We start from the raw sequence: 16,320 nt of genomic DNA on the forward strand, positions 1-16,320 counted from the left end.
CCCGCGGGTTGAGGCGAAGTGGTCATGATGGGGTTGGGTTCGGTTCGGGGTGACGGAAGACTGACTATTTGGTTTTGCGCGAGTAGGAAATGACGCGTCTGCTTCTGCTTTGCCGGACGAGACGTTGGTACGTCTGCTGAATGCCGACGAACCGTCGCACCGATCGGTCGGCAAGTTTTTGGATGTGATCCGCGTCGGATTTGTTTTCATGCCCGTTGAGGACCAGCATCACGCAGCGCATCGCGTCCAGTTGGCTGATCGCTACGACCTCTGCCATCAGGCCCAGGATGGGATCTTCGACGTGCTCCGCCTTGATCTTGTCTTCGATCCCCTGGAGTCTGGCCATCATCGCTTTGGTAAATACGATGCTGTCGCTTGAAATCCCGCTCAGCACCGCCTGCTTGGCAAACCGAATCAGGTCCGCCGTCGATTCGAGAATCTCGGGCGCTTGCTCGATCAGCTCATCGAGCCGCCGTATGGCCTCTGGGTCTCCCGCGTCGGCCCGCCTGCAGAGCTTGCCGAATGCGTATTTGGCGGGAAGGACCTTCAGGGCTTCGTCGATTCGTTCCCAGTCAGGCTTGGTTGCGACGGGCTGCGTTGCTTGGCCCGGTGCGTCTGGCTTCGACATCGAGGACGGTTCCTTAAAACGGGTATCGGCGAGTCGGAGGAACACGAAAAAGCGATTCATCAGCGCTTCAAGCAGCTTCATGGTCTGCTCGATCTCGCGGCACTCACTGCGGATCGCGTTCATTTCCATGCGGAGCACCCTTGTGATCGCCTTTTGCAACTCGGATTTCCGGTAGATGAAGCGTACGAACGGGTTCTTGTAGCTCCCCAGGTGACGCTGCACGACCTGTCCCTGTTGGCGTGAAGTTTCCGTCACAAACGAGTTGACGCCGATTCGGCGGAGGTTGATGGACATTCGAGTTCTCCGTTGATGGCTAGGCAGCGATTTTGCAATCAAGGATCTTCCGGGCAACTTCGGTCGGCGTACGGCGCCAGTGGTCAACCAGGGCGTCTGTAACGTGATCTAGGACGCTTTCGGCGTAGGGACAGGTTTTCGGCTCCCGGTCGAGTAGCTGCTGGTAGAAGGGCAACAGCTTCGGGTCGTAGAACTCGGCAGCCGGTTCGCGGGATGCCATCGTCAGTTCAATTTGCTCCCGCTGTCGGCCTTCTGGGGTTTCCAAGTCGTGTTCGGCTCCGCAACCGATAAAAGGCAGGTGCAAGAGCCAGTGTTCGGCGACCAGCGGCCCGCCGAAGTACGCGTGCCAGTACAGTTCGCGACGGACGGTGTCGTCGCAGTGGCCCGCCGCATGAATGATCTTGCCGTCGATCGCCCGGACCGCGTGCAGGCGATCGCTGACATCGAAGAAGATGCTGCAGTAGTCGTGGGCGACCTGAACCGGGACACACGTTGCCTCGGCGGCAACCGTGATGTCGCGAAAGGCAAGCACGCGCGATTCCAGGGTCAGGCGTTTTAGCCGATCGTTGAAAATCGTCAGCAGTGGCCCGATCGAGAACTGTCGAGTGCCATCCAACGAAGTGATCCACTCGTCGCCGTGCTGAAAAAACTCAGCCAAGTCCCAGCACGTTGCGTCTGGCAGCGATGCCGCGTCAGAGATCGGCACGAAACTCATGGCAAGCCGCCACCGCCAATCCGGATCTCGTAGCCCGTTCCTTGATGCAGCGGGCGCCTCGTTGGGCTGAATCTTGCGTGTGTTGTTCGGCATTTAATCTTCAACTTCAGTCGGGACGCGAATGAACATTTCAAACCTTTGGTACACAACATTTTTGATTTCGCCAAATTTGAGTTTTCGCGACAGATTGTTGGATTGGAGCCAATGCCGCTTGAAAGCCATTGGTTCTTGTGACGAGTTGGCAAATCTTCGAGTTTGTGATTGACTTCGCTCGCAATTGGAATTGTGTTGTTTTCGATCGCGCCAAACGGGGAGGTCATTTGCGTCTACACAGCGATACGTTTTTCAGTTGTGTGGCGTGTAAAGTGCGTTCATGCTGCAGGGACGTGCAACTGTTCGTCTCCATGTCGCGGGGAGAGGGAAGCTTGGCCGGCAGGCTCTGGTTCAGTGCGAGGACACGTCTTGTTCAAGGCAGCAAGGGGGGCGTGTCACAGTGATACGGAAATGCAGCCGAAGAGAAGCCTTCGATCACGACGATCGATCTGCGAAGACTGACCCTGCGTAGATTCCTTTACAGTCGAACTTATTGACCATACGATCGAAGGTTCGACCACCCGTCACGAGGCCAAAATCTGGTTGGTGGCGTGCTTGGAAGTCCACGAGCAAATTCCCATGGCGTGCGTCACCAGCGGAACGAGCGATGACGAGTCGGACGATGCCGTCGCGTTAACTGTGCAGTGCCTACGAAATGGCATCGCTTCGCACGAGTACGTCAACGTTCTGGTCAGCCTCCAGCGAATGTTCGACGACCACTATGAGAATTCGAAAGGATTGGCATGAGCCATTGTTGGGCAACAGTTCACCATGTCTGCGTGAGTTCAACCGTGAGCCGATCGCCACAATCGAAACCAGTTCCTTCGCATGTTGACTTTTGATGGTGCCGGAATGGGCAAGATCCGAACGATCATAGGAAGGGCAGCATATTTGCCGCAGAGCAGAGTCTCTGCCGACGAGCTGCTCCATCATCACGTTCACACGGCGTTCGGCCAGCGAGTTTCGCAGTCGAATTGAAGGGGTTCCAGTCCGGAAGCTTGCAGAGGTTGTCAACGTCTAACTTTGAATCCCGTGCTTGGCAAAGCGAACCGACCAGAAGACGACGTCGTGTGTTGCGAGATCTTGATCCGTAGAGACCACCCAAACAGCCTCGACAAACAAATGATGAAAATTGTTTTCGCCACAGATTTGCATAACGGCAAATGATCGGCAGCAGGCTACGCGAACACGACGACGCATAGATTGAAGAGTTCATGGGTTCGCGTAGTGCCTTCCGGCGGTCTTACAGCGGTAGAATGGGAAGGAAGCCGATCTTGATCATCACGGGAAGGAGGCTCGTACGAGCCCAATTTGGTTGCTTAAGGTGAGGCAAATCGATCACCGCTATCGACTCGCGGGCGTGCATGTCGGGCACGGGGCACAATGAATGCGACTATTTCCGGAGGAGGGAGGGCTTGCGAAGGCTGCTGTATCATGTGCCAGAGCAGATCAATTTAGCGAGAAGGAACCAGCATCTGTGGACCGCTTCAGACGCTTCGGTCCGCTTCCCCAATCGATTGTATTCGATCAGCAATGAACGCAAGAAAACTTGAATATTTGGCGGACGCTGTTTGCGATTATATCAGTGTATGTGAACAGATGATCGTAGATCGATCGAGGAGAATTGCGGCACGCGAAGATTGGCTCAAACGCCAAGTTGCAGAAGCAGAGTTGAACCAGCCCGTTCGCGTTTCAAACAGTGGGCCAGAGCCAAGCTTTCCAGCGTTGCCAACTGAGGTGCAGGATTGGCTGAATGAGGTTCACGCAGAGAGGGCTGAGAACATCATGCTCCGCGTGCACGACGCGATGTATCGAGGCACGTTGGTCGAGGGAATTGGATTAGTAGAGTCGACGAGGAAGATTGTCCAAGTCGACAAAGAGCTTGTTGACCTGTTCCGGGAATACGTGGATCTTCTAATCGACTATCGAGATCGGATATGGAGCGAGTTGGAGAATCGCGATGGTGAGAAAACGCATGATCCACCCAGGCAAAAGAAAGAGAGCAGCAACAGTCCGAAATCGGCCGCCGAACTTCGCATTGAACGGGATAACGCACTGCTGAATTATTTTCTGAAAGAAAAGGATGAACAACCAACCAATGGGGAACTCAAGGACTGGTTGGCGAACATCGGCGGCGATAAGGGTTGGGAGTTGCTGGATTCCGAAACTGGTATTGCAGGAGCACTTAGAAGGGCATGGGCGAGGCAGAATCCAGAGAGTCCGAAGTGGCCCTTTGATCGACGAGGCAGACCAAAAAAGAAATAACGAAACAACGAAATCTGGCTGTCGATTCCATTGATTTCGACGACCAGTCAAACTCCACACCGTTGCTTCACCCCTAGGTGCGGAGAAAATGAATGAAAACGATAGATACGGTGCCTTCGCCCGAGAGAATCGCGAAGGAAATCAATCACTCGCGGCGGGAGCGAGATCTGCTGCGGCGGCTATATCGCCTAAGCGTTGATGTGCGGGAACTACGGAATGCAATCCCGAACGACGGAACATCTAGCGAAGGCGGTAATTCAAGACCGGAGGGTAATCAATGACGCCCTACGAGTTGGAAACGATTGCCGACGCCATAGCCGATCGAGTCGCGGATCGCCTTGCAAATCGTCGTCGACTGCTTACTCGCCACGAATTGGCGCAGGTAATCAATGTCAGCCTGCCGAAGTTGGACACTATGTTGCGAGACAATGAACTGCCGGTGATCCGAGTCGGGCGCAAGGTGCTGTTCGATCCGCACTCTGTGATTCAACATCTGGCGGCCAAGTCAAAAGGTGCGTGACGAGATGCGGCTTTTGTCATGGTTGCGAGCCCGCCCACCACCAATTCCAAACGGTCACACTCGGATGCCTCAGTATTGCGATACGAGCTGGCGTACGTCCCTGGGCTTACCCCCACAAAAGAACAGAAATTCCACCGGACCCTGCGTTCGCGGAAATTGACAACAACGAAATAAAATAGGCCGGTGATGCCACTAACATCTACCGGCCGAGGAAGCTATCCATGTCTGAGTATAACAAACCGAAACGGCCGACGAAAAAAAAAGCAAAAAAAACACCGAAGCAGGAACGCAAAGAACTGTTTCCGGATATTGCTGACAATGCGGCGCCGAATCCGACGCCAGCCACCGGGGCCGAACCGAAGAACGAATCCCAGCCGGACCCGTTTGATCCGGTCTCGTTGCGAATCGACCCTAGCACTGCCGCTGGTGCGATCGGCGTGAAGCGCAAAATCGTGACGATGAATTGCTGCAAGCCCGACAAAATGGAATTCTGTCGAGTTCATCCTGATACGGCCTTCCGACTGGAGACGGCCATCATCGAGGACAAAAAGAATCGCGAGTCCTACTTGGTCGTAAGGGAGTTGTGGCCGGAACTGCCGGACTTCATCCAATTGGTCCGGCTGTGCCTGGCCGTTAATCGTCACGGGTCACCGTTTTTATGGCCAGCGAAACTGCCAGATCCCGACGGTAAGACACTCGCGTGGCACACCTCGATGCTCGAAGCGCAAGAGCTTGCGGTTAATAGTTGGGTCCGATGCCAAGCCGATATGCAGGCGGGCAGCTATGCCGTGTACGAGGCGACCGGAAACCTACCGGATCCACAATGGCCGGATCTGGACTTCAGGCAGTGCCTGGAGCTTGTGTTCAAGTCAAGGTTCATTCGTTCGCTAGACCACCCCTTTCTGCTGGAATTGTTTGGACAGGTGTGATCGTGGATTGGCTGAACCGATTTGATTCGGTTTGGTCGATCGACTTCGAATTCTCGCAACCGCCAGGCGAACGGCCACACGTCGTTTGCTTGGTGGCTCGCGAGTTTCATTCCAAGCGACTCGTCCGAATCGGATTCGATGAAATCAACAAGATGGATCGACCACCGTTTGACGTGGGACCGAACGCGTTGTTCGTCGCCTATTTTTCATCGGCCGAGTGGAATTGTTTTCGTTCGCTGGGATGGCCTTTACCGTCGCTCGTGTTGGATCTGTGGTGTGAGTTTAAAAACATGTTGAACGGCTCGACACCGCCGGCCGGGTTTGGACTGCTGGGTTGTCTGGCGTTCCACGGGTGTGACTCGATGGACGCGACCGAGAAAACCTCTATGCGGGATCTGGCGATACGTGGTGGTCCCTATGACGCCAGCGAAATGCTGGCCCTTCTGGACTACTGCCAATCGGACGTGGACGCGTTGGACAAGTTGTTGCCGATCATGCTGCCGAAGATCGACTTTCCTTATGCAATCCACCGTGGTCGGTACATGGTCTCCGTGTCGGCGATGGAGCATGCCGGCGTTCCGATCGATGTGGAGACGCTGGCCATGTTCCGTCGTCAGTGGGGACCGATCAAATCGAATCTGATCGCGTCTGTGGACGAATCCTTCGGCGTGTTCGACGGCCTGACGTTCAAACAGGATCGGTTTGCGGATTACTTGATCCGCCACCGTATCCCGTGGCCCGAAACCGATTCGGGCCGGTTGGCGTTGGACGACGAGACGTTCCGCCAGCAAGCGAAAAGCTACCCGCAAATCTCGCCACTGCGGGAGCTGCGTCACTCGCTCTCGGAAATGAAGCTGGAAAAGCTGGAAGTGGGATCGGACGGAAGGAACCGGACAATGCTGCGTCCGTTTGCGAGCCGATCCGGACGGAACCAACCGTCCAACAATAAGTTCATCTTCGGCCCGTCGGTGTGGCTGCGATCACTGATCAAACCGAGACAAGGACGTTCTGTCGCCTATGTCGATTGGTCACAGCAAGAACTTGGCATTGCGGCCGCGTTGTCCGGTGATCCCGCCATGGCGCAAGCGTACGCGTCTGGCGACCCGTATTTGGAATTCGCCCGTATGGCCGGCGCCGTTCCACCGTCGGCAACGAAAAAGACGCACCCGGCCGAACGGTCCGCGTTCAAGGTTTGCATGCTGGCCACTCAATACGGGATGAGCGAATTCGGGTTGGCCGCGAAACTCAACAAACCTGTGGCGTTCGCGCGCATCCTGCTGCGTCAACATCGAGAGACGTTCCCCGTGTTCTGGCGTTGGTCGCAATCCAACGTGGACACGGCCATGTTGACCCTTGAATTGAAAACCGTTTTCGGATGGACGATTCATACGATTGGCGGAGACAACCCGCGTTCGCTGGCGAACTTCCCGATGCAAGCGAACGGCGCGGAAATGATGCGTCTGGCGTGTTCGCTGGCGACCGAGGCCGGAATCACAGTTTGCTGCCCCGTCCACGACGCCATCTTGATCGAGGCCGATACCGACAAGATCAACGCGACGGTGGCGCAGACTCAATTGATCATGCAGGAGGCCGGCAAGATCGTCTTGGACGGGTTTGAACTGGACTCGGACGCCAAGATCGTGTCGTGGCCGGATCGGTATTTTGACGAGGACCGTGGCCGCGAAATGTGGGAAAAGGTGTTTCGGCTCGCGACGGAGGCGGAGAAATGAATCGGTACGGGTTGTCCAAACTTCGGTACGAATTGTCCGCAAAAGTGTATGGAATGTACGACCCGTACCTTCTTATTCACTACTTCTTATTGATTGATCTCTTTTTCCTATATGGGTAATTCGATGGACTTAGACTTAGATCTTTTTGCGGCGAACGAATCGCAGGTGGCTGCACTGCATGCGGCGCAGTCCAAACGACCGGCCAATCGCAAAACACCGAAACGAGAGACGCGTCGATCGGTTGATTTGCCGAGACACGGAAAGGGCGAACGATTCATCCGGGGACCAATCCCCCTGGAATGGATGAAGCTGGCGTCCAAGTGTGGCAACCGATCGGAGGCCGTGGCGATGCTGCTGTGGTACGCTGCCTCACTTCAACGTTCGAACCCGGTGCGATTGACTAAGACGATCTTGGACGAACTGGGCGTCCACACGAGGACCGCCAAAAGAGTATTGTTGAAGATGTCAGATTTCGGACTTGTCGATGCTCGTTTTCAACGTGGACGATCGCCGATAGTCACGATCAAAAGTCCGGAAAGCAAAGTGTTCCCTAACAACGATTGAGGATGCAGATGGAAGATGAACTCAAAAAGCTGCGGCAGTTGAACGAAAAGTTTGACAAGAAATTAGGTTGGTTTAAGTCTCTCGTCGAAGGCGCTGGTGACGGCGGTTCTTGGCAGGTCAAATCTGTCGAAGGAGACAAGGAACGAATTTGTATTGAGATTTGCGCCGAGGTCACGATTCCGGGTGACGATGGAGAATCTGAACGCGTGGAAAGTGTCAACATCCCTATCCATCTCGGAAGAAAAGAGGCAACAAAACTCATTACAGCGATCGGTATTGCCTGTTGTCGCGCCTACCCGTAGACCGAAGCAGATTCATTCACTGTAAACTGGAATCTGCCACGGCTAGGTTGATCCCCGAAAAGCCGGTCCCATACCGGCCCCGCCGTGGCGTTTGTTTTCTTATGGGGTTCAACCGATGGGAGTTGAAGTGATGGCAAGTCTGCGTTTTGAAGCGAAGAAAAACGGTTGGCGGTTGCAGTTTCGCGACGTTGAAAAACGGAATCGAAGTTTGTGGTTGGGCGACATTCCGGAATGGTCCGCGCGAGAGATCAAGGAACACGTCGAACACCTGTTGAGCCGTGTCCCACGAGGACAACCGCCGGAACTTGCCACGTCGAATTGGCTGGCGGGAATTAGCGATAGGCTGCGCAACAAGCTGGCCCGATGCGGATTGGTGGAGTCCGTTGTTCAACGCGAGGCCCGTGTCCTGACGATCGCGGCGTGGCTGCGGGAATACTTCGCCGAACGGACGGACGTGAAGCCTGAGACGCTGAAAACGTACGAAAAGGGACGCGACAACCTGTTGGACCACTTCGGCAAGAAAAAACTGTTGCGGGATGTGACGACAACCGACGCGAAAAAATGGCGAACGTGGTTGAAAACCAAGGGCAACCGGCGCGACACCAACCAAAAGCGAACCAGCATGGCCGAGGATACGGTCCGGCGCCGAACTGGGATGGTGAAGCAGTTTTTCGGAGAGGCCGTCAAACGTGGGCTGATCGACTCCAACCCGTTTGACGATCTGCCGACCACAACCGGCGGCAACACGGCCCGTCAACACTTCGTCGAACAATCGGTGATCTACGATTGCATGAAACACTGTGATGCGGAGTGGCAAACGATCTTGGCGTTGGCCCGCTTCGGTGGATTTCGCTGTCCGTCGGAGGTGCTGCGTCTGAAATGGACCGATGTGAATCTGCCCGCCGGCCGCATGATCGTCCACGCCAGCAAGACGGAACACCATGCCGACGGTGGCGTCCGCGAAGTGCCAATCTTCAAAGAGTTGCGGCCCTACCTTGAATCCGCATGGGATCGGGCGCCGGACGGCCCCGGCTCAGAATACGTCGTCAACCGCTACCGATCGTCCGCCGCGAATCTGCGGAGCCAATTCACCAAGATCATCAAGCGGGCCGGCCACAAACCGTGGCCACGGTTGTTTCAGAACTTGCGTGCGTCACGTGAAACCGAACTGATGGCCAAGTATCCCGCCAAGGACGTGGCGGCGTGGTTGGGCAACACCGTGGCCGTGGCGATGAAGCACTACGCCATGCGGACCGAAGAAGCATTTCAAAAGGCGTCCGCGATCGAAAACCCGTTGGAGGCGGACGCGACCGAAGAAGCCCCGAATCGTGGTTGCATCTGTGGTTGCATTTCGGGGTTAGTTGGCGCTATTGAACAGCAACCGCCAAACGGCAAAACCCCCGTTTCACCCGGTAAAACAGGGGTTTTTATAGTTGAGGATAGTTTGGGAAATCACTATCTGATGGGCGATACTGGATTCGAACCAGTGACCTCTGCCGTGTGAAAGCAGCGCTCTAACCAACTGAGCCAATCGCCCGGGGCCGTCGTCGACGGCGTGGGGAAAACTTAACCTGCCAATTTGACACCTGCAAGGCCGGCGGGTTCGCATTTCCACAAGATTTTTTGTGCCCCTTGTGTCGATCAAAGGCGAATCGGGCGGGACGCTCCGGATGGCTCCACGATGCTGGTTCTCATCGCATGGAGTCGTGATCGCGCAAGCCCCCGACTAAAGGGGGGCGGCGAAGTTTTTTTGATGTGCGGGCATCGCGTCTTGAGTATCGCCAAAGTTTTTCGTGCCCTTCGCCGTTTGGTCCAATTGGCAGCTGGACACGCGCGGGAGTCAGAAACTGCGACGGCCTCGACAGCTCTGGCGTTTGACCAGCCCATCGGAACATCCATCGACACGCCGGTGAAATGGATGCCGACTGTGTTCGGTCAACCGGTGGAGAATGATCCGTACGGACGAACGCTACGGTTTCCAGCTCGAGGGATTGATCATCGCCCGCTCGGGTTCTGCGACCTTGGCGTATTGCTAAACTGTCGATCAGAAAACGAACGAATGCCCCTTTTGAAGACATCGCATGGCGAAGAACAAAAACACACGGAAGACGCAACTGAAGCGCGAGCGAAAACGACGTGCGGCCGCGAAAAAGAAACGTGAAAAAACAAGGGCAAGGTTTCACGCGAATCAGGACTTGGCGGTCGACTCCGCCCACTCGCTCTCGCTGTCGGACGGATTCGACTTCGGCCCATCCGCGGTTTCCTCAGAGGGGCACGCCGACGAAAATCCAGAGATCGTCAAATGGTGGGATCGTTTTTCGGCGGCGAAGGGGAATCAACGCATTGAGATGGTCCGAGCCGCGTTTGAAGACGACCTGGATTCAGAATGGCGCGAGGCTCTTTTTCCCGAGGCGGTGCATGAAGCGGAGATGGGGTCTGATCCAGCCCGGTACGTCCATCTGTTGGAATACCTGGCGGAAAACCATCGCGAATTGTATCGGGAGGGGTTGCTGTGGTTCTTGAGAAGTCGCGTCACACACTACCTGGCGATTGACGACGCGGCACGCGCGGAAGCCGCCGTCGCCCAGGACGCCGACGAAATGACGGAAACGGGTGAAGCGTTTTACGGAACGGTCACCATGTTGCGGTTGGCAAATCTGGAAGCCGCCGCAGAATCATTGGTCCTTGCCGGATACCGCTGCATGGACGAAACCCAATTGATGCCTTGGGCGGTGGAAGAAATCCTTCACTGCATTTTCTTTCAACACATGCGCGAGTGTGTCCAGGCAGGGGGTAGCGACGAGTCCATTCGCGTGATGGAGACTGCTCTGAAAGAGTTTGACCTGAGCCAGGACGAAGAGTTTGTCGCCGTACGGCGCGAAATCGTCAGCTGTGTGTCTGGCCAGGACACAAGAAACTGGACAGAAAAACAGCTGTCGGGCGATTCTCCAAAATCGATTCGCAATCGCATGCTGCTCGCCTACGAATTCGTCGGCTGGCTGAACACTCAGCGGTCGATCGCTTTATCGCCGGCAGACGTTTTGGGTGATCTGGTTTTAGAAACGTTCAGCGGAGAGAAGCTGGAGATTCGCGATTTTTTTCGAGGTGTGCCGAAGGTAGAGCTTGATGAACATCTGGCGTCGCTGCTGGGGTTCATGTCGCTGGATCGCTTCAAAGCTCCCGCAACACTGATCGCGGTAGAGCATTTTTGCGATTTCTTGTTCGATCGAAATCTGATCGATGCCAAGTCTCTTGCGAAGACCAAGTCAACCGTCGAGTCGCTCGACCGTCAGCTGCAGCGTGTCCTTAAAGAAGAGTGGAGCTCTTTTCGCTTTCTTAATCCACTTCGCACGACTGAAGCTTGACGCGAGATTTGTGTCTGAATGATTCGGGGCAAAATGATCCAGCGGGTCCGAACCTGACTCCGTCACGCTGCCCCGCTTCGCAGTGAATCGGACAGGCAACGTGCGCTATCGGCCACCTTAATTGCTAGCAGGTACGTTGCTTATTGTGGTGAGATTTTTGATGGGTGGCACCTATTGGAGAGGGGCATTGTAGAACCATTGTCCCCAATTGTTCCCCCTCAGCCGCGTGCGGCTGGGTTACGCTCCGGGGTGGCCGCTTCGCGGGCAGGGGGAACAGCTGAGACAGCGGTTCTACACTCGGAGGCGGTATTTGATGGGTGGCACCAATTGGAGAGGGGTTTTGTAGAACCATTGTCCCCAATTGTTCTCCCTCGGCCGCGGGCGGCTGGGTTGCGCTCCGGGGTGCCCGCTTCGCGGGCAGGGGGGAACAGCTGAGACAGCGGTTCTACACTTGGGGGGATGGGACAGCGGTGCTGCTCTGTTTGGGTTGGTGGGACTGTGACGGTTGCGCCGGTTGATCGGCGGTGTGGGGGTGGGATTGTGCGTGCTAGAACGGTTCGATGCGGGAGCCGAGGTGCGGTTCGGCCGATTGTGACAGTGAATCCACTTCGTCCGATCAAAGGCCTTGTCAGCACCGACCGTGTTTCGCGTTTCCATCCGCTCCTTCGATCTCGTTCGCTTGGCCGTGGCTCGCGTCACCGGTTGGGTCTGGTATTGGACGGGAAACCTGGGTGAATTGTTCTTCGACCGCTTCGGCCGACTGTCGGCAATCGCCTCGGTCTTGTGGGCGTCCTTGGCCTTGGCTGTCCATCCGGGATCGTGGACGTATCCGGTCCGCAATATGTTTTCCAAACAGGTGCTGTTCACCGCGGTCGACGCCATCCCCGCGGCGCTTCGATTCGGAGGGGCCGTGGGCGTGTTGCTGATCGTGCAAGCGGCGATGTGGACCGATGCCGCGGGCGCGACGACTGAAATCGTCGCACCGATCCTTTGGCGCTCGATCGTTCGCGAAATCGCTCCGCTGCTGTCATGTCTGGTGGTGATCGGGCGCAGCGGAATCGCGATCAGCACCGAATTGGCGACGATGCGGGCCAGCGGCGAGGTCGAAGTGATCGATTCGATGGGGATCGACCCGATGACGTTTTTGGTGATGCCGCGCGTCTTGGCAGTCATGATCAGCGTCTTTTGCCTGGCGATCATCACGGCAGTGACGATGGTCGTGACCGGTTATGCGGTGGGGTTCATGATGGATGCGATTCACACCAGCTGGAACGACTTTTATGGTGAAATCGCCAGCAACTTTGAACTGAGCGATCTGACGTTCTTCTTGTCCAAAACCATGATCGCGGGCGGCTTTGCCGGTGCGATTTGCTGTTTGGAAGGTGTCAACGCCCGCGGTTCAATGACGGATGTGCCACGGATCGCCAGCCGCGCAGGGATCCGGGCGCTGACCGCCGTGTTTGCGGTTTCTGCAATCCTGTCGATCCTGTTCTATAACAAGATCCTCGTTTTCCAATTCGGATAAGCCCGTGACCGGCGACGCAATCACGACCGAACCACCGGCCCCGCAATGGGAGTTGGCTGCACCGATCCTGGAGTTCCACGATGTGAATTTCAAAGGAACCGGTGAAACGTCGATTCAAATGAAGCGGTTCACGGGAGCCCTCCGGTCGGGCGAGTTGGTTGAAGTAGAACTTGAGCGGCATCACAACCCCCGCGACTTGGTTTCGATGATGCTGGGATTGAACCCACCGGATGCCGGCGAGGTGCTGTACGACCGCCAAGATTGGTTGGGGACGGATTATCCGCGACACTTTCAAATGCGGAGCGAAATCGGACGGGTGTTTGCCGGATCGGCATGGGTCCAAAGTCTGACGCTGCGTGACAACATCCAATTGCCGATGCGACATCACGGCATCGCGGAAACCGCCGCGAAGAAAAAGGTGGCTCACTGGATCCGGCGTCTGACGGGACATCAGCGTGCCAAGGTCAAATGGGCCCTCAAAAAACGTCCCAACGTCGTCGAGCCGTCGGTGCTGCAACTTTGTCAATTGGTCCGCGCGGTCGCCAACGGTCCGCGACTGTTGATCCTGGAACGCCCCCTGCGCTTCCTGCCGGAATCGTTGTACGACAGGTTCGTTTCCGCGATGGACGATCTGCGTGATGCCGGGACGGCGATCTTGTTCTTCGCAGGCGACCGCGACGAGTACCAGCTGAAGTTTCGCAAACCGGTCAATCACTGGCGAATCGTCGACGGGGCGATAGACACCCACGGGAGGCGTCGGCCATGAATGAACCCTATCGCTTGCGTTACGTCAATCAGATTGTCGGTGTCTTTTTGATCGTCGTCTTTATCCTCTCGATCGTCATCTCGGTCCGCTTCACCAGCGGTTTGGCGGTGAAAAAGGATCTGTTTTACATCCATGTCCCCGAAGACATGGCGGCTCAATTGCGGACCGGAACCGAGGTGATCATCTTGGGCGAAACGGTCGGCCAAGTCGACGCGTTGGACTACGTCGTCGATGACGACTTGGTCCGCGTGACGTTGGCGATCAATTCAAAACAAAGCGATCAGATCACCACCGAGAGCGAAGTGACGTTGGACCGCAAGTATGGCGTCGGCCCCGCGGTGGTGCGAATTCGTCGCAATCGCCCCGAAGGCCAAACGGATCCGCCGAAACGACTATTGCCGGGCCAAACGATCACGCGAATTCAGGAACAGGACGACCAAGTCGACCGGATGGCGGGCGAAATCGAGGCGGCCGGAAACTCGATCGACAACGCCGCCAGGCAACTACAAAAATCGCTCGGCGAAAGCATCGACCCGGCCTTCCGCACGACCGAGGAGACCTTCGAATCACTGAGGCTGACCAGCGACGCCATCCGCCCGGAAGCCGTCCAAACGTTGGCCCAGCTTCGTGAGACGACCGAAAACCTGGAATCCGAATTGACTCGCCTGGCAAGACGCGTCGATCAATTGGTCGACGGCGACATCCGAACCACCATCCAGCGAATCCAGGACTCCGCCACCGCGGCGACCGACGCGGCCGAAAGTGTCGAAACCCTGGCGGCCAACATCGACGCCAAAAGTGACAAGGCAAACGCAGATGTTGCCACAACACTCGCAACGCTGCGCGAAACCGCGCGGTTGATTCAGCGACTGACAAACGAGACGCGCGAGATCGTCACCATCGTCCGCGGCGAAGCCGAAGAATTGCCGGGAACCACCCAACGCGTCAACGATACCGTCGAGGACACGCAAGAGTTGGTCGGCGACATCCAAGACCACTGGCTGCTGAGACGCTATCGCGAGCGCAAGTCACCGACCCAACAATTGTCTCCGTCGGCGGTTCGCGGTGGAGGCGTTCGCTGATGGCTGGCAAGACGAAAAGATCGACCTATCGTTGCATGATGCTGGGCTGGCTGGTGGCAGCAGCGCTGGTCACAGGTTGCGCCGGCGGTCCACAGGAGATCGTCGAAAAGGATGCGACGCTGCACCGTTATGTCAAAGACGGCCGCGAAGCGTTCCATGAAGGCGACCTGGACGAAGCGGAATCCAAATACCGCAAGGCGCTGCTGCGTGCTTGGGCGATCGATGATCCCTATGAATCAGGCACGGTGGCGTATAATCTGGCCGCCTGTCTGACCAGCCGCGGCGACTACTTGGAAGCGTCCGACTGGCTGGTCGATTCACGGGTCGAACTATGCCGTGCCGGTGCGTCGACCGGGAACACCTGGTTGTTGTCCGCTGAGATCGCGATCGCCCAGGCTCGATTCGAGGCTGCGGATCGTTATGTCCGCTACGCCGCGTCGACCAGCCCCCCCTGTGAGATCGTCGACACGTGCTGTCTGTGTGGACCATCGGGCAACTGTGCCGATGCCCCCTGTGAAGATTGCTGTGTCGTGCGACTGCCGGTGATCGGCGATAAAGTGCAAGCCAAACAGGAAGACGACCGCTGTCGCAGCGGCTACGAAGCGCGGATCGAATTGGCGCGTGCACGACTGGCCGCCAATCAACTGGTTCTAGGCGAAGCGAAAGCACACCTGACGCGTGCCTGCCAACTGTCGATCGACTCCTGTGACCTTTCCCTGCATGCCGATCGCCACGACGTCGCCGCATTGATCCACGACTTGAAAGCCAACTTTCTGCAAGCCGGGGCGCACCGGGACCGCGAAGTCAAACTGCTGCGTTGCATCGGACATTACCGCGAGATTCCCGACGTCTTGGATGCCGCAGCACATTCGTATGGATCGGCCGAACGACTGGATCTGGCGGTCGATCGGATCATCCGTTCGGCAAGGATTCGGTTGGCCCGCGGACAGACCGAACAAGCGTGGCAACGGGTGCGTCATGCAGGCGACCTGGCCGCGAGGTGTGGTAGCGAAGCGGTCGAGATTCGACTCAGTTTGACGGCAAAAATCATCCGTGAGATGTTGGGTAAAAAGACGCAGCGATCCCCAGCAACCGGCACTCCGGCGGCAGAGGACGAGACCGTGGAAGGCCGCGCTGCTGCCGCACACTCGGTTCCCAGTTTGAGTTTGGAATCGCCCGCGCAAGTACCCAGTGACGCTCCGCTGGAGTTCGGTGATTTGATCGAAGCGAGCGGCCCCGACGAGCTGGTCGACTGACGCGCCATCGGGCCTGAGAAGCACATCCGTGCGTGCGTGCGTGCGTGCGTGCGAGAAAGCACGCTTGAGGCAAGAGAGAGCCGACGAGCGGGTTTCGATTCTTTACCTCGTTCCAAGGCTCCGTCATGGAACGCGTTTCCGCTGTGGCTTCCGCCACACCGTCCGCGTGCAACGCAAGGCGGAGCCTCCAGGAATTTCCGTTCTCAGGCGGAGCCCGGGAACGAGAGAAGCAGCGACAGGGAATCGCCTAAAGGCTAGACACCAACACTTATCCCGCGCCATTCGT

General features: G+C 56.7%; 14 protein-coding genes and 1 tRNA gene. 12 read left to right on the top strand and 3 right to left on the bottom strand.

The genetic code is table 11. From position 1 onward, the window contains the following. Positions 1-64: 64 nt before the first annotated feature. Both Mal15_RS20485 and Mal15_RS20490 read right to left on the bottom strand, forming a co-directional pair. The gene (locus Mal15_RS20485) at positions 65-922 is read right to left on the bottom strand and encodes a hypothetical protein (protein WP_147869467.1); all 858 of its coding nucleotides are present in this window, start codon (positions 920-922) and stop codon (positions 65-67) included. Between the two features lie 19 nt (positions 923-941). Beyond that, positions 942-1,730, bottom strand: a complete 789-nt coding sequence (locus tag Mal15_RS20490; RefSeq protein ID WP_147869468.1) for a hypothetical protein — start codon at positions 1,728-1,730, stop codon at positions 942-944. A gap of 579 nt (positions 1,731-2,309) precedes the next feature. Between Mal15_RS20490 and Mal15_RS34160 the strand changes: the two genes are divergently transcribed. The 7 genes from Mal15_RS34160 (at position 2,310) to Mal15_RS20525 (ending at position 9,544) form a co-directional block, all read left to right on the top strand. Beyond that, a complete protein-coding gene (locus tag Mal15_RS34160) occupies positions 2,310-2,477 on the top strand; it encodes a hypothetical protein (protein ID WP_167546938.1) in 168 nt (55 codons plus the stop codon). A gap of 786 nt (positions 2,478-3,263) precedes the next feature. Continuing rightward, a complete protein-coding gene (locus Mal15_RS20495) occupies positions 3,264-3,995 on the top strand; it encodes a hypothetical protein (RefSeq protein ID WP_147869469.1) in 732 nt (243 codons plus the stop codon). A 277-nt stretch (positions 3,996-4,272) separates the two neighbouring features. Continuing rightward, complete coding sequence (locus Mal15_RS20500; RefSeq protein WP_147869470.1) at positions 4,273-4,515, top strand: excisionase family DNA-binding protein; 243 nt, start codon at positions 4,273-4,275, stop codon at positions 4,513-4,515. Between the two features lie 221 nt (positions 4,516-4,736). After that, the gene (locus Mal15_RS20505; RefSeq protein ID WP_233902920.1) at positions 4,737-5,444 is read left to right on the top strand and encodes a PH domain-containing protein; all 708 of its coding nucleotides are present in this window, start codon (positions 4,737-4,739) and stop codon (positions 5,442-5,444) included. 2 nt (positions 5,445-5,446) lie between these two features. After that, complete coding sequence (locus Mal15_RS20510) at positions 5,447-7,174, top strand: DNA polymerase (RefSeq protein ID WP_147869471.1); 1,728 nt, start codon at positions 5,447-5,449, stop codon at positions 7,172-7,174. 572 nt (positions 7,175-7,746) lie between these two features. Then, entirely contained in the window at positions 7,747-8,040 is a 294-nt protein-coding gene (locus Mal15_RS20520; protein ID WP_147869473.1) for a hypothetical protein, read from the top strand. Between the two features lie 130 nt (positions 8,041-8,170). Next, complete coding sequence (locus Mal15_RS20525; RefSeq protein ID WP_147872278.1) at positions 8,171-9,544, top strand: tyrosine-type recombinase/integrase; 1,374 nt, start codon at positions 8,171-8,173, stop codon at positions 9,542-9,544. On the opposite strand, the gene Mal15_RS20530 is transcribed toward Mal15_RS20525, so the two are convergent. Continuing rightward, positions 9,504-9,577 (bottom strand) — tRNA-Val (locus tag Mal15_RS20530). The two genes, Mal15_RS20525 and Mal15_RS20530, sit on opposite strands and share 41 nt — an antisense overlap. Positions 9,578-10,121: 544 nt before the next feature. Here Mal15_RS20530 and Mal15_RS20535 point away from each other — a divergent pair. From Mal15_RS20535 to Mal15_RS20555, 5 genes are all read left to right on the top strand, one after another. Next, positions 10,122-11,405 carry a hypothetical protein gene (locus tag Mal15_RS20535; protein WP_147869474.1) on the top strand — a complete coding sequence of 428 codons (1,284 nt, stop codon included), beginning with the start codon at positions 10,122-10,124 and terminating at the stop codon, positions 11,403-11,405. Between the two features lie 625 nt (positions 11,406-12,030). Next, on the top strand, positions 12,031-12,930 hold the full coding sequence (locus Mal15_RS20540; RefSeq protein ID WP_147869475.1) for an ABC transporter permease: 900 nt from the start codon (positions 12,031-12,033) through the stop codon (positions 12,928-12,930). 4 nt (positions 12,931-12,934) lie between these two features. Continuing rightward, entirely contained in the window at positions 12,935-13,696 is a 762-nt protein-coding gene (locus tag Mal15_RS20545) for an ATP-binding cassette domain-containing protein (RefSeq protein ID WP_147869476.1), read from the top strand. Then, positions 13,693-14,778, top strand: coding sequence for an MlaD family protein (locus Mal15_RS20550; RefSeq protein WP_147869477.1), 1,086 nt, complete (start codon positions 13,693-13,695; stop codon positions 14,776-14,778). Before Mal15_RS20545 ends, Mal15_RS20550 begins: the two co-directional genes overlap by 4 nt. Next, positions 14,778-16,034, top strand: coding sequence for a hypothetical protein (locus Mal15_RS20555; RefSeq protein WP_147869478.1), 1,257 nt, complete (start codon positions 14,778-14,780; stop codon positions 16,032-16,034). Before Mal15_RS20550 ends, Mal15_RS20555 begins: the two co-directional genes overlap by 1 nt. The last annotated feature ends 286 nt before the right edge of the window (positions 16,035-16,320 follow it).

The sequence above is a fragment of the Stieleria maiorica genome, from assembly GCF_008035925.1.
GTDB classification, from domain to species: domain Bacteria; phylum Planctomycetota; class Planctomycetia; order Pirellulales; family Pirellulaceae; genus Stieleria; species Stieleria maiorica.